We start from the raw sequence: 25,962 nt of genomic DNA on the forward strand, positions 1-25,962 counted from the left end.
ATGACCCCAAGTCGTACACCTGTACAATCATGGACACGAACGATAAATGGAAACTTTTCGCCTTTCCTCGGCAATGCCCTGGAAAGCCCCGACCCTGGTGCGGCACGAATTTCCACAGGGGAGGAACAGGCGCGGGCCCGGGAGCGGCGGCGTCCCACCCGCGTGTCACCGTTGGAGACGTGGGCAGACGGTGGACGGGCCCGATGCTGCGGGACGGAATTCCGGGACTGGTCAGCGCGACGGCCGTCGGCACCGTCGGCGCGCTCACCCTCGCCGGCAATTCGCCCAGGCGGGCGGACCTGCTGGTCCCGCTCCTGTGGCTGGCGGTGCTGGCGACCATGGCCGCGCTCGCGGTGCACCGGCTGCTGCTCCTGCGTACCCGCCCGCCGGACGGGGTCGCCCCGCACGTACTGCTGCCGCTCCCGCTGGCGATCGTCATCCTGGTGGGCGTGAACGCCAGCGGACGGGCCACCGACCCGGTCGGGACCACCGTCACGTGGGCGCTGGTCACGCTGCTGGCACACCTGGTCCTCGGCGCGGGCTGGCGTCGACGGGGCAACTGGCGCCAGGCGTCGGCGCGGGCAGCGCTCGTCGCCGTCGTCCTGGTCGGGCTCGTCGGGGCGGGCGTCCTCCTCGGGCGGGCGAGCCAGCCGCGCTGGCGGGCCGCCGACTTCCGCGCGGTCGGCGTACCGCTCGTCGTGCCCGAACTCCCGGGCTACGAGCTGACCGGAACGTACGCGGGGCGGTACAGCGTCCGGCTGCGGCTGGAGGCGCGGACGGAGTTCCCGCCGGGCGGCCGGTACCTGCTCGCCATCGTCGAGCGGACCTCGCCGACGGCCGATCCTGGCCCCTGTCAGGGACGCCCGATCGGGCAGCCCTTCCTGGAGCGACCGGACCAGGACCATCGGCCGGCCCTCGTCTGCCTGCCGGGCGGTGAGGCCGTGCTCTCGCTGTTCCCCCGGCCCGACGGGGGCCGGGTCGAGGCGCTGCTCCCCCTGATCACGGTCCGCCCGGCCACCGCCGCCGAACTCGCCCGCTATCCGGACGAGGACCTGGGCCCGGAAGCGGACTGACCGCCCCGGGCCACGAACGGCGAAGGGCCCCCGCGCCGGACGGACCGAACCGCGGACGGACCGGACGGGGCAGATGGACCGGACGGACCCGACGGCGAACGGGCGGCGCGTGAACCGGCGGGGTGGCCGGGAATGAACCGGCGAAGACATCGAAGACTTTGACACGACGGCGTAACGTGAGGCTCGTGCCATGTTCCGGTCCCCTCAACCGCGCGAAGGATGAACAGTCGTGGCAACCGCGCCCGGCGTGACGCCGACCGTCAGTGCCGGAGCACGGATCACGGCGCACGGCCTGACCCAGACGGTGGGTCGTGGCCGGCAGACGCTCCGGGACGTCTCGTTGACGATCGAACCCGGCGAGCTGGTCGGCATCATCGGCGCCAGCGGCGCCGGCAAGACCACGCTGCTGGAGACGCTGGCCGGGGTACGCCCACCGACGGCTGGCACGGTGCGCTACGACGGGATCGACGGACGGGCCGGCCTCGACCGGGGCGGCCGGATCGGCTACGTGCCCCAGGACGACATCATCCACCGGGAACTTCCGCTGGCCCGGACCCTGCGGTACGCGGCCCGGCTGCGTCTCGGCCGGTCCGCCGCGCCGGCCGAGGTCCGGCGGCGGGTCACCGAGGTACTGGCCGAACTCGGGCTCGCCGACCGGGCAGCCGTACCGGTCGGACGGCTCAGCGGTGGCGAGCGCAAGCGGGCCAGCATCGCGGTCGAGCTGCTGACCCGGCCCCGGGTCTTCTTCCTCGACGAGCCCACCTCCGGGCTGGACCCGGCGATCGCCGTGGAGCTGCTGCGCTCGCTGCGCGATCTCGTCGACGGCGCCGCGACGGTGGTGCTCACCACGCACCAGGTCACCGACGTGGAGTTCTGCGACCGGGTGGTGGTGCTCACCCGCCAGGGCGCCCTCGCCTTCGCCGGTACGCCGGCCGCCGCGCGGGAGTTCTTCGGCGTCCGTACCCTTGCCGAGGTCTACCTGCTGCTCGACGCCGACCCCGATCCGGCCGGCTGGCCGACCCGGTTCGGCGAGCTGCTCGCCGCCGCCGGGCCGGTACCCGCCGACGCTGCCGGACCGGTAGCCGCCGGGCCGGTTGCCGCCGACGCTGCCGGAGCGGGCGCGGTGGCGCCCGGCGACGAGCCCGAACCCGACCCGGCCGCCGGGCCGGCGCGGGGCGTGCCCGGTCGGCCGGAGGCCTCGCCGGCCGGCGACGACGCGGCGGCAACCGCCGCGCCGCCCCGGCCCGCGGGCCGCCCCCGGCAGTTGGCCGTGCTCACCGCCCGGAACGTGGACATCGTCGCCCGCAACCGGCTCACCCTGGCGATCCTGCTCGGCTCGCCGCTGATGGTGCTGGGCATGTTCGCGCTGCTGTTCCGGCCGGGCGCCTTCGACCTGGCCCACCCGAGCCCGAACGTCATGGTGATGGTCCTGTTCTGGATCGCCTTCGGCGGTTTCTTCTTCGGCCTGACCTACGGGCTGCTCCAGATCTGCACCGAGTTCGCCATCCTGCGCCGGGAACGCCTGGCCGGTCTGCGGGTCGGGCCGTACCTGCTGGCGAAGGTCGCGGTGCTGCTACCGCTGCTCGCCCTGGTCGACCTGGCGCTGCTCGGGGTGCTGCGGGCGATCGACCGGCTCCCCGCGATCGGGGCGGCCGACTTCGCCGCCCTCTACACCACGCTGCTGATCTCCTCGGCCGCCGCGCTGGCGCTCGGACTGCTCTGCTCGGCCGCGGTCTCCGACTCCGCGCAGGCCACGCTGATGCTGCCGATGCTCTGCTTCCCGCAGGTCCTCTTCGTCGGGGCGATCCTGCCGGTACCGGCGATGGCGGCGGGCGGGCAGTGGCTCAGCTACGCGATGTCCAACCGCTGGGCCTTCGAGGCGCTCGGCCACACGGCCGGCGTCGAGCGGATCTGGCGGAACGGCGGGTCGCCGCTCGGACCGCCGCTGCTCGCCACGTACGAGGACACCTTCGCCCGGCCGGTCTGGCAGAACTGGGTGATCCTCGCCGGCTTCACCCTGCTCTTCCTCGCCGCCACGGCGGCGGTGCTGGCCCGCAAGGAATCGTCCGGTGCGCGCTGACCGCCCCGTCGAGGCCCACCCGGCGTACGCCGGCACGCGCCGGATCGACGAGCTGCGCGCCACCGAGTACGCCCACCTGGACCGTGACGGGCACGTCTACCTCGACTACGCCGGCGCGGGCGTGGCCGCCCGGTCGCAGTACGAGGCGCACCACCGGCGGCTGACCGAGGGTCTCTTCAGCAACCCGCACTCGGAGAACCCCACCTCGCAGGCGGCCGGGGCGCTGGTGGAGTCGGCCCGGCGGGCCGTGCTCTCCTTCTTCAACGCCGATCCGTTCGAGTACGCGGTCATCTTCACGGCGAACGCGACCGGCGCGTGCCGGCTCGTCGGCGAGGCGTACCGGTTCGACCGCGACGTTCCGCTGGTGCTCACGGCCGACAACCACAACTCGGTCAACGGGCTGCGCGAGTACGCCCGCCGCGCCGGCACCGCCACCCGCTACGTACCGCTGCGCGCCCCGGAGCTGCGGGTCGCCGAGTCCGATGTGCTCGCCGCGATGGCACCGGTGGTGCCCCGGCCCCGCCGCCACGACCCGCCGGAGCGGCGCGGGCTGCTCGCGTACCCGGCGCAGAGCAACTTCACCGGCGTGCAGCACCCGCTGGACTGGGTCGAGCTGGCCCAGCGCCGGGGCTACGACGTGCTGCTCGACGCGGCCGCGTACGTGCCGACCAACCGGCTGGACCTGCGCGCGGTACGACCCGACTTCGTCTGCCTGAGCTGGTACAAGATGTTCGGCTACCCGACCGGGATCGGCTGTCTCGTCGCCCGGTGGGAGGCGCTGGCCCGGTTGCGCCGGCCGTGGTTCGCCGGCGGCACGATCCGCGCGGTCAGCGTCGAGGGCGACTGGCACGAGGCGATGGACGACGAGTCGGCGTTCGAGGACGGCACGCTGAACTTCCTGAGCATCCCGGACGTCGAGTTCGGGCTCGACTGGATCTCGTCGATCGGCGTCGACCTGGTCCACGCCCGGGTCACCGCGCTCACCGGCTGGCTGCTCGACCGGCTGACCGCGCTGCGGCACAGCAACGGCCGGCCGCTGGTGCGGGTCTACGGCCCGACCGGCCCGGAGCGGCGCGGCGGCACCGTGTCCTTCAACTTCCTGCACCCGGACGGCACGCTGGTGGACGAGCGGCTGGTCGCGGTGGAAAGTTCCGAGGCCGGCTTCTCGCTGCGTACCGGGTGTTTCTGCAATCCGGGGGCGGGCGAGGGTGCGTTCGACATCCCGGGTCCGACCCTGCGCGGGGTGCTGGCCCGCGGCGGCGCGCTCCGGACGATCGACGAGTACCTGGACGCGCTGGACCTGCCGACCGGCGGGGCGGTACGCGTCTCTCTCGGCCTCGTCTCGAACGCGGCGGATGTCGAACGCTTCGTCGCCTTCGCCGAGTCGACGTACCGTGACCGCGAGCCGGACGAGCGCGCCCTCGCCCCGCGCCTGCGCTGCTGACCGCCCGACCCCGGCGGGCCCGGCCGCCCGGGAAGGTGGGGGGCCGAGCCCGCGGAGAGCGGATGGGACGAACCGACGACGGGCGGCGCCGTCGGCGCGGAAGGAATGGCAGACGTACCCGTCAGGCGGGCGCCGCGCTCCGCACCCGTCAGGCGGACGCCGGCTGCTCCGCGATGCCGAACTGCACCGCGCCCTGCGCGTCCACGGCGGCGTCGAGCGCCTTGTCGTCGAGCAGTTCGGCGGCACCGGCGTCCAGGAAGACGCGGGCGCCCTCGCTGTTGACGACCTCGTCGCCCTGGGCCGGCTGCTCGACCAGGGCGAGCGTCAGCGAGCCCGCCGACGGGTCGGTGGCGATGCGCAGGCCGGCCCCGTCCGGCACCTGCTGCTGCGCGGTCAGATCGCGGATCACGAGCACGGCATTGTTGGTCAGGGTAAGCATGGAACTCCTCGTGGATTCTCGTTGCGGTCACCCGGCACAGGCTGGTCAAGCCCGATTTCGAGCACACGTGGGAGGTGGTGGCGCGCACGATGCGGCGCGCATGGGCACGGCGAGAGGTTTCCTCTCCTGGCGAAACGAGCAGGTCAACGGCCGTCCGGGGGCTACGTTGCCCCTTCTGGGCGGATACGTCAAATCGACCAGCGTCACTTACCGGCCGCGACCGGCGACAGCAGGCGTCGAATTTCCCGTACGGCGGCGCGGCCGGCGCGGGTGGCGCCGACCGTACTGGCCGACGGTCCGTAACCGACCAGATGCACCCGCTCGTCGGCGACCACCCGGGTGCCGTCCATGACGATCCCGCCGCCGGGCGCGCGCAGCCCGAGCGGAGCGAGGTGGTCCAGGGCGGCCCGGAACCCGGTGCACCAGAGGATCACGTCGGCCTCGATCCGGCGCCCGTCGTCCCAGGCCACCCCGTCGGGCGTGATCCGGTCGAACATCGGCAGCCGGTCCAGCACGCCGCGGTCGCGCAGCTCGCGTACGAGCGGGGTCAGCGCGAGGCCGGTCACCCCCACCACGCTGCCCGGCGGGCGGCCGGCGCGTACCGCCTCGTCGACCAGGGCCACCGCCGCCCGACCCCACTCGTGGCTGAACGGGCGGTCCTGGAAGACCGGCGGACGGCGGGTCACCCAGACCACCTCGGCCACCTGGGAGATCTCGCCGAGCAGTTGGATCGCCGAGGTGCCCCCGCCGACGACCACCACCCGGCGCCCGGCGAGCTCCGCCGGTCCCCGGTAGTCGGCCGTGTGCAGCTGCCGTCCCCGGAACGTCTCCCGCCCGGGGTAGTACGGCCAGAACGGGCGGGTCCAGGTACCGGTCGCGTTGATCAACGTACGGGTGACCCAGGTCCCGGCGTCGGTGCGTACGGCCAGCCGCCCGTCGCCGGTGTCGCGTACCTCGCCGACCCGGACCGGGCGGTGCACCGGCAGCTCGAACCGGCGCTCGTACGCCGCGAAGTACTCCGACACCACCTCCGCCGCCGGGCGATCCGGGTCGGTCGGGCGGAACGGCGCGTCGGGCAGGTCGTGGATGTTGTGCACGCTGTCGAGTCGCATCGTCGGCCAGCGGTGCCGCCACGCGCCGCCCGGCCCCTCGTCCGCGTCCAGCAGCACGTACTCGCGCTCGGCCGCGAAGCCGGCACGACGCAGGAAGTACCCGGCCGACAGACCCGCCTGCCCCGCCCCGATGACCACCACGTCGAGTTCGTCACGCCACGCCATGCCCGGTGCAACCCGGCACGGACGGCGATCCGTACCCGCGCCGGGCGTCGTCCGGCTCACACCGCGCGCCGGCCCGGTCGCCCCGGGCCGGCGCGCGGCGGGTGCCGCTGCCGGGGTGCGGAGTCCCGTCAGACCGTCTCGGTCCGCACCGAGAGGGCGCCGCTGGCCGCGACGCCGCAGTTCGGCGCCGACCAGCTCCAGGAGTTGGTGATCCCGTCGGCGTCGTTCTCGATCCGGCTGTCCACGTGGACGTGGTCGTCGTGGTCGGGGTAGCCGGGTCCGTAGAGCCCGCTGAAGCCGTGGTAGCGGGCCTCCTGGGCGATGCGGCAGAGCGTCGCCGAGCTGGAGACCAGGTCGGCCGCCGTGCCGTAGAGGTGCTGGCTGTTCGAGGCGCCGCCGACGCTGGCGTTGCAGGAGGTGTTGCGGAAGGCGGTGGTGACGACGAGCGGCTGGTCGCCGAGGGCGCGTCTGAGCGCTTCGAGCTTCCACATCACCCGCAGCGCGTTGGCCTTGGTCGCCGTGGCCGAGATCGCGCCGCCGCTCCAGCCGCCCACGCAGTCGTCGTCGAGCTCGGTGTAGTCGAAGTGGATCGGGGTGCAGTCGTCGTCCTGCAGCTCGTAGATCTTGGTGAAGGTCTGCGGGCCGGCGACGCCGTCCGCGGCCAGCCCGTACGCGGCCTGGAAGCGCTGCACGGCGGCGGCGGTGCCGGGCCCGTAGATCCCGTCGACGAGCACGTAGTTGCGGTAGCCCGGCCAGCCGGCCACCCGGATCTGCAGCTGCCGGACGTCCTCGCCGGACGTACCCTGGCCCAGCGTCCGACCCCAGGTGTAGCAGCCGTCCGCGTGCGCGGCCGGCGCCTGGACGACGGCGGCCAGCACGGTCGCGGCCAGCATCGTCAGCAGCGCCAGCGCGGCGCGCGACAGTCGTGGTACGGCCATCGAATCCTCCCGATTCGGCATTGACCCCTCCCAATGGAGATGGTCCCGGGCGGAGACTCTCGGACTCCCTGACTCATCGGTCAATATCAATTGGTCACTTTCTACGGCCTGTTGCAGTTCGGTCGTAAGAAACCGCCAGGATCGATCGGCTAATTCGGGCGAAAGCGCATCGAATACGCACCTATCCTGACGACATGGAGAACCCGAAACGGTACGGCGCGGAGTTCCTCGGCACGCTCCTGCTGGTGCTGCTCGGCGTCGGCAGCGCCCTCACCTCCCGGGTCGAGGGCGGCGTGGTGGTCGTCGGGCTCACCTTCTGGCTGGTGCTGACCGCCCTGGTCTACGTGCTGGCGCCGATCTCCGGGTGCCACGTGAACCCCGCGGTCACGCTCGGCATGCTGCTCAGCCGGCGGGTCTCCACCGCCACCGCGATCGGGTACTGGATCGCCCAGTTCGTCGGCGCCATCATCGGCGCCCTCTTCCTCTTCGCCCTGCGCGAGTGGGGCGACATGGTGGACCAGACCGGCGCGCTCGGCAGCAACGGCTACGGCGCGAACATCAACCGGGGCGGCGCCTTCCTGCTGGAGATCCTGCTGAGCTTCCTGCTGGTGCTGGTGGTGCTGCTGGCCACCGCCCGGGTACGGCGGCTGGGCCGCGCCGCGCTGGCGATCGGCGCCACACTCGGCGCCTGCATGCTGGTCTCGGTCAACGTCGACGGCGGGTCGGTGAACCCGGCCCGCTCGCTCGGCCCGGCGCTCTTCTCCGGCGGTACGGCGCTGACCCAGCTCTGGGTCTTCATCGTCGGCCCGCTGATCGGCGCCGTGCTGGCCGCCTTCGTCCTGCCGTTCTTCGTGGCCGAGGAGGAGGGACCGCCCACCGCGACCGGCTGGCCCACGGCCCCGGAGCCGCCGCTCCCGCCCGGTCCGCCGCCCCCGCCCGGCCCCACGCCGCCGCCCGGTGGGCCGCTCACCCCGCCCGAGGCCTGAAGCCCTTCTCGTCGATCAAGGAGCCGTGGCGGGGACAAAAGCGGGCAACAGCATCACAACGCCAGCCACAACTCCATGATCGGCCGGAAAAGGGGCCGGTCCCGGTCCGACCGCCCGACGCCGGTATCGTGCCGCCCGTCGCACGCGTACGACCGCTCGGCCGTCGGCGATGCCGCTCGGTCGCGGCCGGTACGCCCGGCAACTAGAGTCTGGGCATCGATTGATCGACTCCGTTCGCTGTCCGGCCGGGGCGCCGTGCGACCGTCCGACCGGACCAGGGTGAGGAGCGTGCCATGAGTCTGCCCGACGGTGTCGAGATCACCGGCGCCATCGACGATCGTCACCAGGAGATCCTCAGCCCCGAGGCGCTCGGTTTCCTCGCCGACCTGCACCGGGCGTTCGACGGGCGCCGTCGCGAACTGCTCGCCCGGCGTACCGAACGCCAGGCGGCGCTCGCCGCGGGCGGCACCCTGGACTTCCTGCCCGAGACCAAGGACGTCCGCGAGGCCGAGTGGCGGGTGGCCGACCCCGCGCCGGGGCTGGTCGACCGGCGGGTCGAGATCACCGGCCCCACCGACGCGAAGATGACCATCAACGCGCTCAACTCGGGCGCCCGGGTCTGGCTGGCCGACCTGGAGGACGCGAACACCCCGCGCTGGGAGAACGTGGTCACCGGGCAGCTCAACCTGCGCGACGCGATCCGGCGGGAGCTCTCCCTCACCACCGCCGAGGGCCGGCGGTACCGGCTCGACGAGGGCGAACTCGCCACCATCGTGATGCGCCCGCGCGGCTGGCACCTCGGCGAGAAGCACATCCTGGTCGACGGCGAGCGCACCTCCGGCAGCCTGGTCGACTTCGGGCTCTACCTCTTCCACAATGCCCGCGCACTGCTCGAACGCGGCTCCGGCCCGTACTTCTACCTGCCGAAGCTGGAGAGCCACCTGGAGGCGCGCCTCTGGAACGACGTCTTCGTCCTCGCCCAGGAGCGGCTCGGCCTGCCCCGCGGCACGATCCGGGCCACCGTGCTGATCGAGACGTTCCCGGCCGCGTTCGAGATGGACGAGATCCTCTACGAGCTGCGCGACCACTCGGCCGGGCTGAACGCCGGCCGCTGGGACTACATGTTCAGCATGATCAAGAACTTCCGTACCCGGGGCGCGGACTTCCTACTGCCGGACCGCAACGCGGTGACGATGACCGTGCCGTTCATGCGCGCGTACACCGAGCTGCTGGTGCGTACCTGCCACCGGCGCGGGGCGCACGCCATCGGCGGCATGGCCGCGTTCATCCCGAGCCGGCGCGACCCGCGGGTCAACGAGGTGGCGCTGGCCAAGGTACGCGAGGACAAGACTCGCGAGGCCACCGACGGCTTCGACGGCTCCTGGGTGGCGCACCCGGACCTGGTACCGGTCTGCCGCGAGGTCTTCGACGGCGTCCTCGGCGACCGGCCGAACCAGCTCGACCGGGGCCGCGAGGAGGTACGTGTCACCGCGGGCGACCTGCTCGCCGTCCGGGACACCCCGGGACAGCGCAGCGAGACCGGGCTGCGCAACGCGATCAGCGTCGGCATCCAGTACCTGGCGGCCTGGCTGGACGGCACCGGCGCGGTGGCGATCTTCAACCTGATGGAGGACGCGGCGACCGCCGAGATCTCCCGCTCGCAGGTCTGGCAGTGGCTGCACAACGGCGTCACCCTCGACGACTCGGGCGCCCCGGTGACCCGCGAACTGGTCGAGCGCATCGCCGACGAGGAGATCGCCAAGCTGCCCGGCGAGCCGGCCGACTACGCCGCCGCCCGGGACCTCTTCGTCGAGGTCGCGGTCGCCGACGACTTCGTCGACTTCCTCACCCTGCCCGCGTACGAACGGATGCCCTGACCCGACCCGGCCCCGCGGCCGCCCACGAACCGCACCCGCACGCAGATCGGACGTAACCCACGACCCCACGTACCGCGTTCCGCAGCAGCTGATCGGACGGGAGCCCCCGCGATGAGCACGAACGACACCCGGATCGACGTCCTGGCGGCCAGCCTGCGAGCGGTGCTCGGGGACGAGCAGGTGATCACCGACCGGCAGCGGCGGCGGACGTACGAGTGCGACGGGCTGGCGCAGTACCGGGTGATCCCGGCGCTGGTGGTCCTCCCCCGCACCGCCGAGCAGTGCGCCGCCGTGGTCCGGGCCTGCGTCGAGGCGCGGGTGCCGTACGTGGCGCGCGGCTCCGGCACCGGGCTCTCCGGCGGGGCGCTGCCGCACGCCGACGGGGTCCTCGTGGTCACCTCCCAGCTGCGCGACATCGTCGAGGTCGCCCCGGCCGACGAGCGGGCGGTGGTCCAGCCCGGCGTGATCAACCTGCACGTCACCCGGGCCGCCAGCCCGTACGGCTACTACTACGCGCCGGATCCGTCGAGCCAGCAGATCTGCTCCATCGGCGGCAACGTCGCGGAGAACTCGGGCGGGGCGCACTGCCTGAAGTACGGCTTCACCACGAACCACGTACTCGGGCTGGAGATCGTCACTCCCGACGGCGAGCTGGTCCGGCTCGGCGGGCGGACGCCGGACCCGCCCGGGTACGACCTCGTCGGCGCCTTCGTCGGCTCGGAGGGGACGCTCGGCATCGCCACCGAGGTGACGGTACGGCTGGTCCGGCTCCCCGAGTCGGTGCGTACGCTGCTCGCCGCCTTCCCCGGTACGGACGCCGCGGGCGCCGCGACCTCAGCGATCATCGCGGCCGGCGTGGTGCCGGCGGCCGTGGAGATGATGGACGCGCTCGCCATCGAGGCGGCCGAGGCCGCCGTGCACTGCGGCTACCCGGCCGGCGCGGGCGCCGTGCTCATCGTCGAGCTGGACGGCCCCGAACCCGAGGTCGCCGACCAGTTCACCCAGGTCGAGCGCCTGTGCCGGGACGCCGGCGCGTTCGAGATCCGGATCGCCGCGGACGAGGGCGAGCGGGCGCTGTTCTGGCGGGGCCGCAAGTCGGCCTTCGCGGCGGTGGGCCGGATCAGCCCCGACTACATCGTCCAGGACGGGGTGATCCCGCGTACCGCCCTGCCCGAGGTGCTGCGCCGGATCGCCGACCTCTCGGCGGCACGCGGCATCCGGGTCGCCAACGTCTTCCACGCCGGGGACGGCAACCTGCACCCGCTCGTGCTCTTCGACGACGGCGTCGAGGGGCAGGCCGAGCGGGCCGAGGAGGTCTCCGGCGCGATCCTCGAACTCTGCGTCGAGTACGGCGGGTCGATCACCGGCGAGCACGGCGTCGGCATGGACAAGGCGAAGTACCTGCCCCGCATGTACACCGACGACGACCTCGACACGATGCAGCTGCTGCGCTGCGCCTTCGACCCGCACGGGCTGGCGAACCCCGGCAAGATCTTCCCCACCCCGCGGCTCTGCGGCGAGGTACCGGGCCGGCGCAAGGGCCCCCATCCACTCCAGGAGGCCGGTCTCGCGGAGGTGTTCTGAGCATGTCCGACCCGACCCTCGACGCGCTCCGCGCGGCGCTCGACAGCGCCGGCGACCCCGACGGCGGCGGCCTGGTCCGCCCGGCCGGGGAGGGGGACCTGCTCGCCGGGCGCCGGCCGCGCTACGTCGCCGCGCCCGCCAGCACCGCGCAGGTCGCCGCCGTGCTGCGTACGGCCGCCGGGCACGGCCTCACGGTGGTGGCCCGGGGCGGCGGCACCCGGCAGGACTGGGCCGCCCCGCCGGAGCGGCTCGACCTGGTGGTGGAGACCGCGCGGCTCACCGGCGTGGTCGAGCACGCCGCCGGGGACCTGATCGTGGCCGTCCGCGCCGGCACCCGCCTCGACGAGCTGGCCGACCGGCTCGCCCCGGCCGGGCAGCAGCTCGCCCTGGACGTGCCGCTGGCCGGCGGCACCGTCGGCGGCGCCATCTCGGCCAACCCGAGCGGTCCCCGCCGGATGCGCTACGGAACCGTCCGCGACCTGCTCATCGGCGTCACCGTGGTACGCGCCGACGGCGTGGTCGCGCGCGCCGGCGGCCGGGTGGTCAAGAACGTCGCCGGCTACGACCTCGGCAAGCTGGTCACCGGGGCGTACGGCACGCTCGGGCTGGTCACCGAGGCCGTGTTCCGGCTGCACCCGCTCCCCGCCGCGACCGCGTACGTGCGCCGGTGGGTGGACGGGCCGGAGGCGGCCGGCCCGCTCGTCGCGGCCGTGCTCGGCGCGCAGGTGGTGCCGAGCGCGGTCGAGGTGGACGCCCCGCCCGGCGACGGCGTCGAGGTGACGGTGCTGCTGGAGGGGACCCCGGCCGGGGTGGCGGCCCGGGCGGCGAGCACCGCCGCCCTGCTCGGCGCGGGCGCCGACGTCTCGGCGGAGGCGCCGCCCGGCTGGGGCGCGTACCCGTGGGAGCCCGGCGGGGTGGGGCTGAAGCTGACCGCCGCGCTCTCGGGCGTACCGGGGCTGCTCGCCACGGCCCGCGCGGCGGCCGGGCGGTACCGCGCGCCCCTGGCGGTACGCGGCTCGGCCGGCACCGGCGTCCTGCACGCCGGCCTGCCCGCGGCGACCGAACCGCCGGTCGTCGCGGCGCTGCTGGACGAGCTGCGGGAGGCGACGGCCCGGGCCGGCGGGCACGCGGTGGTGCTGACCGCGCCACCGCCGGTCCGCGAGCTGGTCGACCTCTGGGGCCCGGTGCCCGGACTCGCGCTGATGCGCCGGATCAAGGCGCAGTTCGACCCGGACGCGCGGCTCGCGCCCGGCCGTTTCGTGGGAGGGATCTGAACGCGATGACCCAGCCCGCCTTCGACGAGCACCACCCGCCCCGGGCCGACCTCATCTCCGACTGCGTGCACTGCGGCTTCTGCCTGCCGACCTGCCCCACGTACACGCTGTGGGGCGAGGAGATGGACTCCCCGCGTGGGCGGATCCACCTGATGAAGCAGGGGCTGGACGGCGAGCCGCTCTCTCCCGCCATGGCCGGCCACTTCGACGCCTGCCTGGGCTGCATGGCCTGCGTCACCGCCTGCCCCTCCGGGGTCCGGTACGACCGGCTGATCGCCGACACCCGGGCGCAGGTCGAGCGCCGGCACCCCCGTACCCGGCGGGAGCGGGCGCTGCGCTCGGCGATCTTCGCGCTCTTCCCGTACCCGAGGCGGCTGCGGCTGCTGCGCGGACCGCTGCGCGCGTACCAGGCCAGCGGGCTGCGGCGGCTCGTCGCCCGCACCGGGCTGCTCGCCCGGCTGGCCCCGACGCTGGCCACGCTGGAGTCGCTGGCGCCCCGGCTGGGCCGCGACGTACCGCTGCCGGACCGGATCGCCCCGCTCGGGCGGCGGCGGGCCACCGTCGGCATGCTCGCCGGCTGCGTGCAGCGGGCCTTCTTCCCCGAGGTCAACGCCGCCACCGCCCGGGTGCTGGCGGCCGAGGGCTGCGAGGTGGTGGTCGTACCGGAGCGGCAGGGCTGCTGCGGCGCGCTCAGCGGCCACAGCGGGCGCGAGGAGGAGGCGCGCCGCTTCGCCCGCGACCTGATCGACGCGTTCGGCGGACCGGACGCCGGCATCGACTACTTCGTGGTCAACGCCGCCGGCTGCGGTTCGGCCCTGAAGGAGTACGGCGAGCTGCTGCGCGACGACCCCGAGTACGCGGACCGCGCGACCGCCTTCGCGGCGAAGGTCCGCGACCTCGCGGAGCTGCTGGTCGAGATCGGACCGGTGGCGCCCCGGCACCCGTTGCCGCTGACGGTCGCGTACCACGACGCGTGCCACCTCGCCCACGCGCAGGGGGTCCGGGCCCAGCCCCGGGCACTGCTGCGCGGCATCCCGGGCCTGGAACTGCGCGAGATCGCCGATCCGGAGCTCTGCTGCGGCTCGGCCGGCATCTGGAACGTGCTCAACCCCGGTCCGGCCGCGCAGCTCGGCGAGCGCAAGGCGCGCGACGTCCTCGCCACCGGGGCGCAACTGCTGGTCACCGCGAATCCGGGCTGCCTCATGCAGGTGGCCGCGGCGCTGCCGCGCGTCGGCGGCGGCGTCGCCCTGGCCCACACCGCCCAACTGCTCGACGCGTCCCTGCGCGGCCTGCCCGCCGAGCGGCTGCTGGGAGGAAGGACCGTTTCTCGCCACGTTCCGTAGCCGAGGGGCCGCCGTCGGTCCCGCGAGGTGTCGAGGTGATTGCATGTTCGACCAGTTCACGATCATCACCGACCCGGTCGGCGACTCGGTCGCGCTCTCCGCGATCTTCGCCGTGCTTCCGCTGCTCACCCTCTTCGTCCTGCTCGGCGTGCTGCGCATGAAGGCGTGGCTGGCCGGGGTGATCTCACTGACGGTCTCGCTGCTGGTGGCGATCGCGATCTACTCGATGCCGGTCGGGCAGGCGCTGCTCTCGGCGACCGAGGGGGCGGCGTTCGGCTTCTTCCCGATCCTCTGGATCGTCGTCAACGCCATCTGGGTCTACAACCTCACCGTCGCGAGCGGGCACTTCGACGTGCTGCGCCGGTCGTTCGAGCGGGTCAGCCCGGACATGCGGATCCAGGCGATCATCATCGCCTTCTGCTTCGGCGCGCTGCTCGAGGCGCTGGCCGGCTTCGGCACGCCGGTCGCGATCACGGTGGTGATGCTGATGGCGCTCGGCTTCCGCCCGATCAACGCCGCGGCGGTCGCCCTGATCGCCAACACCGCGCCGGTGGCGTTCGGCGCCCTGGCCACCCCGATCGTCACCCTCGGCACGGTCACCAGCGGCGCCAGCGACGACCCGCGCCTGAACGTCGACACGCTCGGCGCGATGGTGGGCCGGCAGACCCCGATCCTGGCGGTGCTCGTACCGCTGGTGCTGGTGGCCGTGGTCGACGGGCGGCGGGGCGTACGGCAGACCTGGCCGGCGGCGCTGGTCGCCGGTTTCACCTTCGGCGCCGCGCAGTTCGTGGCGGCCAACTACGTCTCGGTACCGCTGACCGACATCATCGCGGCGCTGGTCTCGGCCGCCGCGGTGGTGCTGCTGGTGCGGGTCTGGCGCCCGGCCACGGCTCCGGTCGGGCCGGACGGCGCGCCGGTCGGGGCGGCGTCCGGGTCCGGGCCCGGCGCGGCCGGCGGCCCGGCCGGGGCCGTCGAGGCCGGCGCGTCCGCGGTACCCGCCGCCCGCGTCCCGGCCGCCGCCGAGCGGGCCGGCACCGAGCGGGTCGCGGCCGGCCCGGTCGACGGCGGTGCCGGTCGCGTCGCCGGTGCCGGTGCCGGTGCCGGCGACGCGACCGGTCCCGGCGGGCGGACGGGCCGGACACCGGAGGGCGGCGCGACGACGCCCGGGGGCGGGGGCGCGGTCCGGGCACCGGACGGCGCGGGCGAGATCGCGAAGGCGTACGCGCCGTACCTGATCATCATCGCGATCTTCTCGCTGGCGAACCTCGGCCCGGTCAAGGACGCACTCGCGGGCGAGCCGTGGACGGTCAAGTTCGGCTGGCCCGGACTGGACATCGTCAACCCGGACGGCTCGGCCGTCTCGTCGACGACCTTCACCCTCAACTGGCTCCCCGCCGCCGGTACGCTCATGATCCTCGCCGGCATCCTCACCGCGCTGGTGCTGCGCATCCCGCCGGCCCGGGCGGTACGGGCGTACGGGCGCACCTACGTCGAGCTGCGCTACGCGATCGTCACCGTGATGGCGGTGCTGGCGCTGGCGTACGTGCTGAACCAGTCCGGTCAGACCGGCACCCTCGGCGCGTTCCTCGCCGCCGCCGGTGGCGCCTTCGTCTTCCTCTCGTCGATCCTCGGCTGGATCGGGGTGGCGGTGACCGGCTCGGACACCTCCGCGAACGCCCTCTTCGGCGCGCTGCAGGTGCAGACGGCGGCCCGCGCCGGGCTCGACCCGGTGCTGCTCGCCGCCGCGAACTCCTCCGGCGGCGTGATGGGCAAGATGATCAGCCCGCAGAACCTGGCGATCGCCGCCGGTGCGGTCGGCATGGCCGGCCGGGAGGGGGAGATCTTCCGCAAGGTCCTGGTCTGGAGCCTCCTGCTGCTGTTCTTCATGTGCGTACTCGTCACGCTCCAGGGCACCCCGGTGCTCGGCTGGATGGTCCCCTGACCGGACGACGCGGTTCGGCGGACCGTGGGGGACGGTCCGCCGAACTGTTCCGGGACGTTTCCGTGGGAGGCGATGCGGCCCCGGGCAACAGCACCGGTGCAGGGGCGCCTCCGCGCCCGGGTCCGAGCGCCCCTCCCCACGGGACCAAGGTCCCGGAGGCGACCGGGACCATCGGCCGCGCGCCGGCCACTGTCCGAGATCCGATTGCGTTTGCCCAGGTCACGGCCGACGGTAGGAGCAGACTGTCCGGATAGGGCCGCTTGCGGTGATTCCGGCGGCCGACCCGGCTCGTCCCAGGTGGTCCGCATGCCCCTGCCACGGTTCGACACCCGACCGGTTCCGCGCCCGCCGGGACTCGTACCACCGGTCGCCGACCTCAGCGGCGTCACGGAACTGCGCCTGCACGGGGTGGGCGGCACCACGCCGCAGGACCTGCTCGGCGACGAGGCACCCCAACAGGTCTCCGGCGACCGGATCGCCGGGTTCTACCGCACCGCCGACGTCGCGGGCCGGCACGTCGAGGCGTACTCGTGGGGCGGGCTGACCTCGCGCAGCGGCTCGCGGGTGCTGTGGTTGCTGCTCTTCCCGTTCGCGCTGGCCAACGTCGCCGGCTGGATGTGCACGCCGCGCATCCACGGCTCGGCCCGTGGGTTCCGGTCGCACCGTACGACGGTCCGCTGGGCGGCGCTCGGGATCACCGTGAACCTGCTGCTCGTCCTCTGTACCACCGGGTTGGACCTGATGGGGTACCAGTGCGGCGGGCACCCGGCCTGCGCGGACGGCTCGTGGCTGCTGCAACCGCTGCGGCACCCGCTGCTCGCCGACCATCCCGGCCGGCGGGTCCTGGCCGGGGCGCTGCTCCCGGTCGCCGTGCTGGGGCTGCTGGCGCTGCTCGCCCTGCGCACCATCAACCGGTACGAGTCGGCGCGCCCGCCGGTCCGCGTCACCGCCGCGCCCACCCCCCGCCCCGGAGCCGACGGGCTCGCGTCGTCCGACGGCGGACCCGGAGCCAACGGCGGACCGACGGCCAACGGCGGACCGGCGGCCAACGGCGGACCGGCGGCGGGTCGGCGGCGCCGGGCGGCCAGCGCGGCGCAGCCCGGTGTGGGGCTCGCCGACCAGTCCTTCTGGGACGGCCAACGCGGCGCCCTGGACCTCGGCCGCCTGCACATCGGCGCGGGTCTCGCCTTCGTCGCGCTGGTCCTCGGGTACACCGTGCGGGCCGCCACCCGCGCCGCGGGCGCCCCGGTCGCGCTGGAGCCGCTCTGGGCCGCCACGCTGGCCCTCGGCGGGGCCGCCCTGCTCGGCGCGCTGCTGCTCCTGGCCGCCGACGGCTGCCCGGACCGGCTGCCGGGAGCGGTGCTGGTCGCCGGTGCGACCGCGACCGTCGGCGCCGCCTGCTTCGCCGCCGCGCAGCCCGCGTACGGGCAGCCCTTCGGTTACCTGCCGGGGATGCGTACCGCCGCCGCGCTCACCCTCGCCGTGGTGATCGCCGCCCTGCTGCTGGTGCTGCCCGCCGCCCTGCTCGGCGGCTGGAGCCGGGGGCAGTTCGTGGCCTTCGGCCCGTTCGTGGCGCTCACGCTCAGCGTGCTCTCGCTCAACGTGGTCCTGCTCGGGGCGATGACCCGCGTCGGTGACCTGCTCGGGCGGGTGTCGGCCCGGGCGACCCTGCCGCGGACCCCGCCGAGCCGGCACGAGCTGTACCTCGCCCCGATGAGCGGCAAGATCCTCCAGTACCTCACGGTGCTCCCACTCGCGATGATCCTGCTCTTCTGCCTCTACGAACTGGTCAGCTACGCGCGGGCCGGCACCCGGCCGGAGACGCTCGCGGAGATCCGGGACTGGTACCGGCGACACTCGCCGCGCCCGGAGACCGAGCCGGCCTGGCAGCAGAGCGCGCTCGCCGGCGACCCGGCCCCGCCGCCCGCCGCCGCCTGGCTCGGCGGCCCGACCTCCGGTACCGGCTGGGTCGCCCGGGTGGCGCGGGCCCGGCGCTTCGCGCGGATGCCGCACGACGTGGACAAGCTGCTCACCGCGCTCGCCGCCGCCGGGACGGTGCTGCTGGTGGCCATCCAGGTCCGCTACTGGGTCTTCCACAAGCTGCCCTGGGGCACCCAGTGGACGCTCACCCTCGGCAGCTACCTCGCCGCCGGCGTGCCGCTCGCCGTGATCGTGGTACTGCGCCGGGGCTGGAGCAACCTGAGCAGCCGGCGGCGGATCGGGGTGCTCTGGGACGTGACCACGTTCTGGCCGCGCGCGTACCATCCGCTGGCGCCGCCCTCGTACGCCGAGCGGGCCGTTCCCGAGCTCCAGCGGCGGCTGTGGCGGGTCCACGACAGCGGCGGCCGGGTGGTGCTCGCCGCGCACAGCCAGGGCACGGTGCTGGCCGCGGCGGCGCTGCTGCAGCGCGACAGCCGGCCGGACGACGACGTCGTCGCGCTGGTCACCTTCGGCTCGCCGCTGCGCACCCTCTACGGTTGGGCGTTCCCGGCCTACTTCGGCGAGGCCCAGCTCCGCGAGCTCGCCGCCGGCCTGCACGCCTGGCGGAACTTCCACTACCGGACCGACTACATCGGCGGGCCGGTGCTGCCCGCCGCGCCGCCGCCCGGGTCGGGCCGGGCCGTGGCCGCACCACCACAGCCCGGCACCGGGCCGACCGGGAGTGGGCTGCCCGGCGCCGAGCCGACCGGGGTGGACGTGGAGCTGCCCGACCCGGCCACCAGTTGGTACATCTACGGCCAGCCGCAGCCGGCCGCGGCACGGCACTCGGGCTACTGGTCCGACCCGGCGGTCTGGCGGGAGGTGGAGCGGCTGGCCGCCGAGGTGGCCACCGTCCCGCCGCCGCCCCGCACCGGCCCCGCCCAGCTCACCGGCTGAGCCCGGCCCCGCGCCGCGCCGCGCCGCACCATTCCGCGCCGCGCCGTCCCGCGCCGCGCCGTCCCGCGCCGCCCGGGTCAGACCAGTTCGGCGTCGTGCACCAGCAGCGCGACCTGGACCCGGTTGTTCAGGTCCAGCTTGGCCAGCAGCCGCGAGACGTACGCCTTCACCGTGGCGACGCTCATGAACAGCTCGGCGGAGATCTCCGCGTTGGAGCGGCCCCGGCCGAGCGCGACGGCCACCTCGCGTTCCCGCTCGCTGAGCCCGGCCAACAGCCGCCGGGCCTGCTCCCGGCGCCCGTCGCCGCCGCGCGAGCCGGCGGCCTGGCCGGTGACCTGGGCGATCAACCGGCGGGTCACGGCCGGGGAGAGGGTCGCCTCGCCCGCGGCGACGCGGCGCACCGCCTGCACGATCTCGGCCGGCGGGGTGTCCTTGAGCAGGAACCCGCCGGCGCCCGCGCGCAGCGCCCGCAGCACGTACTCGTCGGCGTCGAAGGTGGTCAGCACCAGCACCTCGGGCGGGTCCGGGGCACGCCGCAGCGCCTCGGTCGCGGCGAGCCCGTCCATCCGGGGCATCCGGATGTCCATCAGCACCAGGTCGGGGACGTGGACGGCGACCGCCGCCGCCACCTCGCTGCCGTCCGCCACCTCGGCCACCACCCGCAGGTCGGCGACCCCGCCGAGGATCATCGACAGGCCGGCCCGCACCAGCGCGTCGTCGTCGGCGATGAGAATCCGGACGACCTTCGGGTCGCTGCTCACGCCGACCACGGTAGCCACGCCTCCAGCCGGTAGTCGCCGGAGTCGGTCCGCCCGTGCGCCAGCCGGCCGCCCGCGAGGCTGGCCCGCTCGGCCAGGCCGACGAGCCCGGTGCCGGTACCGGGGATCGGGGTGGCCGGGGCGCTCACCGACTCCCGGTTGACGATCTCCGTACGGACGCCGGCGCCCGGACCGCCGGTCACCGTCACCGTCACGGCGGCCCCCGGCGCGTGCTTGCGCGCGTTGGTCAGCCCCTCCTGCACGATCCGGTACGTGCTGCGGGCGATTCCCGGCGGCGCCGACTCCGGTTCGACCACCCCCGAGCAGAGCGTGACCCGCATCCCGGCGTCGCGGGACTCGGCCACCAGCGCGGACAGGTCCCGCAGTGTCGGCTGTGGGCGTTCCGGCGGGGCGTCGGGGGCCTCCTCGCGCAGCACGCCGATCACCTCGCGCAGGTCCTCCAGGGCCTGGTGCGCGCTGGCCCGGATCACGCCGGCGGCGCGGGCGACCTCCTCCGGCGGGGCGTCCGGGCGGAACTCCAGCGCCCCGGCGTGCAGGCTCAGCAGCGAGATCCGGTGCGCCAGCACGTCGTGCATCTCCCGGGCGATCCGGGTGCGTTCCAGCTGCCGGGCCTGGGCCACCCGCAGCCGCTGCTCCGTCTCGGCCCGGTGCGCCCGGTCCCGGAAGGAGACCACGAGCTGCCGCCGGGCGCGTACGAACATCCCCCAGGCGAAGACCGCGGCGATGAAGCACTCGCCGAAGAGCACGGTCTCCCAGTAGCTCATGGACGAGTCGGGGCGCAGCAGCACGTAGACCAAATTGGTGAGCGAGTGGCCCACGACCACCGCCGCCGCCACCAGGAACCGGCGGTGCACCGTGACGGTGAAGACGACGATCACCAATACGACCACCCCGACGACGGAGAAGAGGCTCAGCGGCAGGGAGGCGACCGCCAGCGCGACCGGCCAGCGGCGACGCACCCAGAGCGCGCCGCAGAAGACCAGGCTGAGCACGACATCCAGCGGGAGCAGCCAGCGCGGTCCGAGCAACTCCCCCACCAGGTACGGCTCCGGCTGGCGCGCGTCCCAACGCGCGACCCAGACGTAGCCGAGCGCGAGCAGGAACACGATCGTGTCCACGACCCAGTCCCGGGTCGTCCGGCGCGGATGGCCGGCCGCCGGGTCCGCCGTCAGGGCGGACGGCAACAACCAGGGGTACTCCGGAGCCACCCTCGCGGTCATCCCGTCATGCTACGAAGGGTGACGATCCCCCGACCAGCGACGAAAGTCGACGATGGGCGATAGCCGAAGGTCGCGGGGGTCGCGACCGCCGGCCGCAGCGCGTGACCGGCCGGCGACGGCACGCTGAACCGCATGATCGCCGTCAGGAACCTCAGCAAACGGTACGGCCGGCACGCGGCCGTCGACGACATCTCGTTCGCCTGCGAGCCCGGCACCGTCACCGGCTTCCTCGGGCCGAACGGGGCGGGCAAGTCCACCACCATGCGGATGATCTGCGGGCTCACCCCGCCGACCGCCGGCACCGCCACCGTCAACGGCGTGCCGTACCACCGGTTGCCGAATCCCGGCCGGCAGATCGGGATCCTGCTGGACGCCTCGGCGCAGCACGCCGGGCGTACCGGGCGGGAGGCGTTGACGCTCGTCGCCCGGACGATCGGCGTCGACCAGGGCCGGGTCGCCGAGAAGCTCGACCTGGTGGGGCTCAACGCGGTGGCGGCCCGGCGCCGCGTCCGGGCGTACTCGCTCGGCATGCGGCAGCGGCTCGGCATCGCGCAGGCGCTGCTGGGCGACCCACGGGTGCTGATCCTGGACGAGCCGGCCAACGGGCTGGACCCGGAGGGCATCTACTGGATGCGCGGCCTGCTGCGCGACTTCGCCGATCGGGGCGGCACGGTCCTGCTCTCCTCACACCTGCTGCGGGAGGTGGAGGCGGTGGCGGACCGGCTGGTGGTCATCGGGGGTGGCCGGATCGTCGCCCAGGGCGGCCGGGACGAGCTGCTCTCCGCCGCCGGCACGCTGGTCCGCGCCCGCGACCCACGGGCGCTGCGGGCGGCACTGGACGCCGCCGGCCTCGCCGCGACCGCCAGCACGGACGGCGGGCTGCTGGTCCAGGCCGAGGCGGAGGCGGTCGGGCAGGCCGCCGCGACCGCCGGAGTCGTACTGGTCGAGCTGCGCCCCGCCGGCAGCGGCGGGCTCGAGCAGATGTTCCTCGCCCTCACCGCCGGCGAATCGGTCAAGGAGGCCGTCAAATGAGCGCCGGTACGACCACCTCCCGTACCACCGCCGGCGTCCCCGCCGGGCGGCCCGACCCGGCCGCCGCCTCGGTCCGGCCGTCGCTGGCCCGGCTGACCGCGGTGGAGCTGCGCAAGCTCACCGACACCCGGTCCGGCTACTGGCTGCTGATCGTGATCGCCCTGGCCGCCGCCGCGATCGTCGCGGTACAGCTCTTCGTCACCGAGGACGCCGAGCAGACCTTCGTCAACTTCTTCGTACCGTCGCTGCTCCCGGTCGGCGTCCTGCTGCCGGTGCTCGGCATCCTGCTGGTCACCAGCGAGTGGTCGCAGCGCACCGCGCTGACCACGTTCGTGCTGGTACCGGTCCGGCACCGGGTGGTCGTCGCGAAGCTGGCCGCCGGCGTGGTCGCCTCGCTGGTCTCGGTGCTGGCCAGCCTCGCGGTGGCCACGATCGGTACGCTGCTCGCCCGCGCCACCGGCGGAAGCGGCGACTGGTCGTTGGAGGCCCGATTGGTCGGCTACGCCGCCCTGTTCCAGGTGATCAACGTGCTGATGGGGATCGGCTTCGGCATGCTGCTGCTCAACACCCCGCTGGCGATCGTGGTGTACCTGGTGCTACCGACGGTCTGGTCGATCCTCGGCGAGATGATCCGGTCGCTGCACGACGTCGCCGCCTGGCTCGACCTCAGCGTCACCATGGGGCAGTTGACCACCCCGGACGTCACCGCCGGACAGTGGGCCCGGATCGCCGTCTCGGCCGCGGTCTGGGTGCTCGCCCCGCTCGTCGCCGGCACGGTACGGATCGTCCGGCAGGAGGTCTCCTGACCGGGGCGGAAACCGGGGTTCGGCACCGCCGTGCGCGTCCGCGACAACACCGGGCGCGCACGGCCCGGACCGCCGGTCCGGCCAGCAGATGATCTAGATCCGCCGATGTTTCGCGTTTTCCCGGTACGGAAGGGACGGAAGCGACGGAAGTAAACCAGAGTGACCATTGGGGAATCCCGTCCGCCAGCAGCCGACCGAGCCACTGCCTACCGTTAAAAGTGCAGGTCAAAGCCCCTTTGGGCAAGCACATCGGAACGATCGGTGGCCCGGGATGTCGAACGAGGCCAGAAGCACCACCCGCCGGATCGAACGCTCGAAGCAGTGGGAGGAACGCACTCCGCACCGGATCAGGAAGGAGTCCCGCACCTCCCCCTCTCCCCTGCCCGTCCCACGGATCCGGTCCTGGCGGCTGCTCACCACGATCACGGTCGCCGCCCTGCTGCTCGCGCTGCACGGGCAGGGCGGCAACCCCGCCGAGTGGCGCTGGTGGCCCGGCTCCTGGGTGGTACCGATCTTCGACGGTCTGAGCGCCGCCCTCGTCGGCGGTCTCCCCGCCTGGAAACGCCTCGGCTTCCTGGCGCTCGCCATCGCCTGTTTCGTCTCCTGGCGGCACTGGCGAATGGCCAAGCTCGCCTACCTGCCCGGCCCCGTCGACGTGCACGAGTTCACCAACGCCACCTCCGACCGGCAGGCGCCGGTGGACGACGTGAAGAGCCAGTTCTGCCGGCACCTCTCGGAGACCCAGATCTACCCCCCGTACGCCGGCCCGGCCGATCCGCCGCCGGAGAGCTTCCTCGACGTGGCCGGCGAGATCGACCCGAAGACCTCCAGTCCGATCGGGATGATCATCCAGGCGCTGCCGAGCCTTTGGCCGAAGACCGGCTACCTGGTCACGGGGGCGTTGCAGATGCGCCCGCAGGAACCTCGGTACGGCATCTCCGCCACGGTCACCTCCTTCCTGGGCGGCGGGCGCAGCGCCATGACCACCCAGTGGGGACGCAGCTGGGACGACGCGACCTGCAAGACCGCGTACTGGGTGCTGGCCACGATCCTGCCGGTGACCCGGCTCGCGAGGACGGCGCCGTGGCGCAAGTGGCAGGGGCGCGAGCTGCCGCCCGACCTGTTCGAGGCGTACAACGAGGGCAAGAAGCGCCAGGACAGCCGCAAGCTCGACGAGGCGCTCTGGTGGTACGGCAAGGCGCTGCGGCACGACCCGTTCAACGCCGAGCTGCGCCTCATGGTGGCCAGCGTCCAGGAGGACCTGGGGCTCTTCCTGGACGCGCTCGACACGTACCAGGGCGCGCTCGCGCTCGGCGAGCAGAGCGGCTGGTACGCCGACCACGTCTGGACCACCCGGTGGCGGCGGGTCCGGCACCCGGTACGCCACCTCTGGGAACCGTTGCGCTACGTGCTCCGCCGCCGCGAGTCGATCAAACTGCGCTACCAGTACGCCTGCACGCTCGCCTACTCCGAACGCACCGTCGAGCAGTGGTTCGTCGACGACGCGGTGGGCGAGCGCGGGAAGGTGATCCGGCAGATCAAGGAGAGCCTCCAGGCGGCCTTCGTCGACCGGTACTGGCCGGTGGTGGTGGCCTTCGCCGAACGGCCGGACGAGGCGACCGCCAAGCAGTGGCTGCGCCGGGTGCTCGGCGAGCATCCCACCGCCACGAAGGTGGTCTTCCAGCTCGCCGCCGCCCAGGAGCTGTACCGGCTCCGCGAGGACCTGCTGCTGGCCCGGCTGGTGCCCGGCGCCCGCTCGGTGGCGACCCGCCCGGTGCTGCGGCTGGCCCGGGACGTCTGGGCGCCGCTGCGGCTGGCCAAGGCGCTGCACGAGTGGCAGGGGGAGGGCTGGTACCCGGCCCGGTTGAACTCCGACGGCGTACCGACCCCGCCGTTCGCCCGGGGCGGCTGCCTGCGGCCCTGGTGGCGCCGGGTACCGCGGCGGCGGGCGCGGGCGGTGATGGAGAGCTGGCCGCCGCCGGTGGACCTGCTGGACCGGGCCATCTCCCGGGCGCAGCGCCGCTGGCTGCGCTGGCCGCACCTGAGCTCGTACGACTACTACAACGCGGCCTGCACCTACGGGTTCGCCCTGTACGGCTACCCGCGCGCCGCCGGCGGCGAGGCGGGCACCCGCGCCACGGAACAGGACGAGCAGCAGGTCAAGCGGCTCGCCTACCAGGCGGTGGAGCAGCTGCGCGCCTCACTGGCCTGTACCGACAGCGGCGTGGCGGCCCGGCTGCGGGTCTGGATCGTCAGCAGCGACCCGGACCTGGCCCCGCTACGGCACCAGCCCGAGTTCCGGCACTTCGAACGCGACGAGTACCCCAGCCTGAAGCTCTTCTTCCCCCGACCCGACAAGGTCATCAACGTCCGGATGTCGGCGTACGCGAAGGAACTGCTCTGCGAGGGCGCCGGCCTGCTGGAGCAGACCTGGCACCGACGCGCCCTGCCGGCGCCCGCGGCGGACCTGCACCGGCTGATGAACTGGCTGGAACTGGACGCCCGGATCTGGGAGGCCCTGACCCGCATCTCGCGCGACCGGGCCCGGTACTGGCGCGACCGGGCCGAGTTCATCCACCTGGTCAAGGAGGCGGCCGATCCGGTACTGGTCGCCGAGGCGTCCTTCCCGCCGGCCGTACCCGGCTTCGACGACGTGGTGATGGCCGGCTCGGAGGAGTTCGACTGGGACGACCTGCGCTCCCCGGAGCCGGTGGAGCGGCTGGCCCAGCAGCGCATCGACCTGGTCGACAAGAAGATCAGCGCGCTCGCGGGGACGCTGGCCAAGCGAGGGGGCGACGAGAGCCTGCTGGACCGGGCCATGCTGGTCGGGATGGACCTGCGGGGCGAGCGCCTGGACCGGGAGCAGGCGCGCGAGGTCTGCCGCCGGCACGCGGCCGCCTGGCAGCGGGTCGCCGGGCACATGGACGAGGCCGGCATCGCCGTCTACACCACCGACGACACGCCGGACGCGGGACGGCGCCCCTGAACGGT

General features: G+C 74.0%; 18 protein-coding genes. 13 read left to right on the top strand and 5 right to left on the bottom strand.

The features are described 5' to 3' along the window. Positions 1-179 precede the first annotated feature (179 nt). The 3 genes from AB0J86_RS06005 (at position 180) to AB0J86_RS06015 (ending at position 4,597) form a co-directional block, all read left to right on the top strand. Positions 180-1,073 carry a hypothetical protein gene (locus AB0J86_RS06005; RefSeq protein WP_363853219.1) on the top strand — a complete coding sequence of 298 codons (894 nt, stop codon included), beginning with the start codon at positions 180-182 and terminating at the stop codon, positions 1,071-1,073. A 229-nt stretch (positions 1,074-1,302) separates the two neighbouring features. Next, the gene (locus AB0J86_RS06010; RefSeq protein WP_363853221.1) at positions 1,303-3,153 is read left to right on the top strand and encodes an ATP-binding cassette domain-containing protein; all 1,851 of its coding nucleotides are present in this window, start codon (positions 1,303-1,305) and stop codon (positions 3,151-3,153) included. Continuing rightward, positions 3,143-4,597 carry an aminotransferase class V-fold PLP-dependent enzyme gene (locus AB0J86_RS06015; protein ID WP_363853224.1) on the top strand — a complete coding sequence of 485 codons (1,455 nt, stop codon included), beginning with the start codon at positions 3,143-3,145 and terminating at the stop codon, positions 4,595-4,597. Before AB0J86_RS06010 ends, AB0J86_RS06015 begins: the two co-directional genes overlap by 11 nt. Before the next feature lie 148 nt (positions 4,598-4,745). Here the strand turns inward: AB0J86_RS06015 and AB0J86_RS06020 are convergent, their stop codons facing one another. The 3 genes from AB0J86_RS06020 to AB0J86_RS06030 form a co-directional block, all read right to left on the bottom strand. Next, the gene (locus AB0J86_RS06020) at positions 4,746-5,036 is read right to left on the bottom strand and encodes an adhesin (protein ID WP_363853227.1); all 291 of its coding nucleotides are present in this window, start codon (positions 5,034-5,036) and stop codon (positions 4,746-4,748) included. A gap of 203 nt (positions 5,037-5,239) precedes the next feature. After that, positions 5,240-6,313 carry an NAD(P)-binding domain-containing protein gene (locus AB0J86_RS06025; RefSeq protein ID WP_363853229.1) on the bottom strand — a complete coding sequence of 358 codons (1,074 nt, stop codon included), beginning with the start codon at positions 6,311-6,313 and terminating at the stop codon, positions 5,240-5,242. Between the two features lie 128 nt (positions 6,314-6,441). After that, complete coding sequence (locus AB0J86_RS06030; RefSeq protein WP_363853232.1) at positions 6,442-7,251, bottom strand: D-Ala-D-Ala carboxypeptidase family metallohydrolase; 810 nt, start codon at positions 7,249-7,251, stop codon at positions 6,442-6,444. A 194-nt stretch (positions 7,252-7,445) separates the two neighbouring features. Here AB0J86_RS06030 and AB0J86_RS06035 point away from each other — a divergent pair, with 194 nt between their 5' ends. From AB0J86_RS06035 to AB0J86_RS06065, 7 genes are all read left to right on the top strand, one after another. Then, the gene (locus tag AB0J86_RS06035) at positions 7,446-8,237 is read left to right on the top strand and encodes an aquaporin (protein WP_363853235.1); all 792 of its coding nucleotides are present in this window, start codon (positions 7,446-7,448) and stop codon (positions 8,235-8,237) included. 293 nt (positions 8,238-8,530) lie between these two features. Beyond that, positions 8,531-10,114, top strand: a complete 1,584-nt coding sequence (gene aceB, locus AB0J86_RS06040) for a malate synthase A (RefSeq protein WP_363853237.1) — start codon at positions 8,531-8,533, stop codon at positions 10,112-10,114. A gap of 111 nt (positions 10,115-10,225) precedes the next feature. Continuing rightward, positions 10,226-11,698 carry an FAD-linked oxidase C-terminal domain-containing protein gene (locus tag AB0J86_RS06045; protein WP_363853240.1) on the top strand — a complete coding sequence of 491 codons (1,473 nt, stop codon included), beginning with the start codon at positions 10,226-10,228 and terminating at the stop codon, positions 11,696-11,698. Between the two features lie 2 nt (positions 11,699-11,700). Continuing rightward, the gene (locus AB0J86_RS06050; RefSeq protein WP_363853242.1) at positions 11,701-12,972 is read left to right on the top strand and encodes an FAD-binding oxidoreductase; all 1,272 of its coding nucleotides are present in this window, start codon (positions 11,701-11,703) and stop codon (positions 12,970-12,972) included. A 5-nt stretch (positions 12,973-12,977) separates the two neighbouring features. Next, on the top strand, positions 12,978-14,315 hold the full coding sequence (locus tag AB0J86_RS06055; protein ID WP_363853245.1) for a heterodisulfide reductase-related iron-sulfur binding cluster: 1,338 nt from the start codon (positions 12,978-12,980) through the stop codon (positions 14,313-14,315). 43 nt (positions 14,316-14,358) lie between these two features. Next, positions 14,359-16,257 (top strand): L-lactate permease, encoded by a 1,899-nt coding sequence (locus tag AB0J86_RS06060; RefSeq protein WP_363853248.1) that lies wholly within the window; start codon positions 14,359-14,361, stop codon positions 16,255-16,257. Positions 16,258-16,563: 306 nt separating this feature from the next. Then, positions 16,564-19,134, top strand: a complete 2,571-nt coding sequence (locus AB0J86_RS06065; RefSeq protein WP_363853250.1) for a hypothetical protein — start codon at positions 16,564-16,566, stop codon at positions 19,132-19,134. A gap of 77 nt (positions 19,135-19,211) precedes the next feature. Here AB0J86_RS06065 and AB0J86_RS06070 read toward each other — a convergent pair whose 3' ends face one another. Further along, the gene (locus AB0J86_RS06070) at positions 19,212-19,895 is read right to left on the bottom strand and encodes a response regulator transcription factor (protein WP_363853253.1); all 684 of its coding nucleotides are present in this window, start codon (positions 19,893-19,895) and stop codon (positions 19,212-19,214) included. Beyond that, positions 19,892-21,133 (bottom strand): histidine kinase, encoded by a 1,242-nt coding sequence (locus AB0J86_RS06075; RefSeq protein ID WP_363853256.1) that lies wholly within the window; start codon positions 21,131-21,133, stop codon positions 19,892-19,894. The genes AB0J86_RS06070 and AB0J86_RS06075 overlap by 4 nt, the downstream gene beginning before the upstream one ends. A gap of 132 nt (positions 21,134-21,265) precedes the next feature. Here AB0J86_RS06075 and AB0J86_RS06080 point away from each other — a divergent pair, with 132 nt between their 5' ends. The 3 genes from AB0J86_RS06080 (at position 21,266) to AB0J86_RS06090 (ending at position 25,957) form a co-directional block, all read left to right on the top strand. Then, positions 21,266-22,165 carry an ATP-binding cassette domain-containing protein gene (locus AB0J86_RS06080; protein WP_363853259.1) on the top strand — a complete coding sequence of 300 codons (900 nt, stop codon included), beginning with the start codon at positions 21,266-21,268 and terminating at the stop codon, positions 22,163-22,165. Continuing rightward, a complete protein-coding gene (locus tag AB0J86_RS06085; protein WP_363853262.1) occupies positions 22,162-22,971 on the top strand; it encodes an ABC transporter permease in 810 nt (269 codons plus the stop codon). Before AB0J86_RS06080 ends, AB0J86_RS06085 begins: the two co-directional genes overlap by 4 nt. Positions 22,972-23,242: 271 nt before the next feature. Next, positions 23,243-25,957, top strand: coding sequence for a hypothetical protein (locus tag AB0J86_RS06090; protein WP_363853265.1), 2,715 nt, complete (start codon positions 23,243-23,245; stop codon positions 25,955-25,957). Positions 25,958-25,962: the final 5 nt, after the last annotated feature.

The sequence above is a fragment of the Micromonospora sp. NPDC049559 genome (genome assembly GCF_040676675.1).
Classification (GTDB): Bacteria; Actinomycetota; Actinomycetes; order Mycobacteriales; family Micromonosporaceae; genus JBFAPK01.

What these genes read in the sequence shown, in the direction of transcription:
- AB0J86_RS06075 (WP_363853256.1), bottom strand. Translation starts at nt 21,133, where the DNA reads ATGACCGCGAGGGTGGCTCCGGAGTACCCCTGGTTGTTGCCGTCCGCC.
- AB0J86_RS06090 (WP_363853265.1), top strand. Translation starts at nt 23,243, where the DNA reads ATGTCGAACGAGGCCAGAAGCACCACCCGCCGGATCGAACGCTCGAAG.
- AB0J86_RS06045 (WP_363853240.1), top strand. Translation starts at nt 10,226, where the DNA reads ATGAGCACGAACGACACCCGGATCGACGTCCTGGCGGCCAGCCTGCGA.
- AB0J86_RS06085 (WP_363853262.1), top strand. Translation starts at nt 22,162, where the DNA reads ATGAGCGCCGGTACGACCACCTCCCGTACCACCGCCGGCGTCCCCGCC.
- aceB (WP_363853237.1), top strand. Translation starts at nt 8,531, where the DNA reads ATGAGTCTGCCCGACGGTGTCGAGATCACCGGCGCCATCGACGATCGT.
- AB0J86_RS06050 (WP_363853242.1), top strand. Translation starts at nt 11,701, where the DNA reads ATGTCCGACCCGACCCTCGACGCGCTCCGCGCGGCGCTCGACAGCGCC.
- AB0J86_RS06060 (WP_363853248.1), top strand. Translation starts at nt 14,359, where the DNA reads ATGTTCGACCAGTTCACGATCATCACCGACCCGGTCGGCGACTCGGTC.
- AB0J86_RS06030 (WP_363853232.1), bottom strand. Translation starts at nt 7,251, where the DNA reads ATGGCCGTACCACGACTGTCGCGCGCCGCGCTGGCGCTGCTGACGATG.
- AB0J86_RS06020 (WP_363853227.1), bottom strand. Translation starts at nt 5,036, where the DNA reads ATGCTTACCCTGACCAACAATGCCGTGCTCGTGATCCGCGATCTGACC.
- AB0J86_RS06055 (WP_363853245.1), top strand. Translation starts at nt 12,978, where the DNA reads ATGACCCAGCCCGCCTTCGACGAGCACCACCCGCCCCGGGCCGACCTC.
- AB0J86_RS06065 (WP_363853250.1), top strand. Translation starts at nt 16,564, where the DNA reads ATGCCCCTGCCACGGTTCGACACCCGACCGGTTCCGCGCCCGCCGGGA.
- AB0J86_RS06080 (WP_363853259.1), top strand. Translation starts at nt 21,266, where the DNA reads ATGATCGCCGTCAGGAACCTCAGCAAACGGTACGGCCGGCACGCGGCC.
- AB0J86_RS06025 (WP_363853229.1), bottom strand. Translation starts at nt 6,313, where the DNA reads ATGGCGTGGCGTGACGAACTCGACGTGGTGGTCATCGGGGCGGGGCAG.
- AB0J86_RS06035 (WP_363853235.1), top strand. Translation starts at nt 7,446, where the DNA reads ATGGAGAACCCGAAACGGTACGGCGCGGAGTTCCTCGGCACGCTCCTG.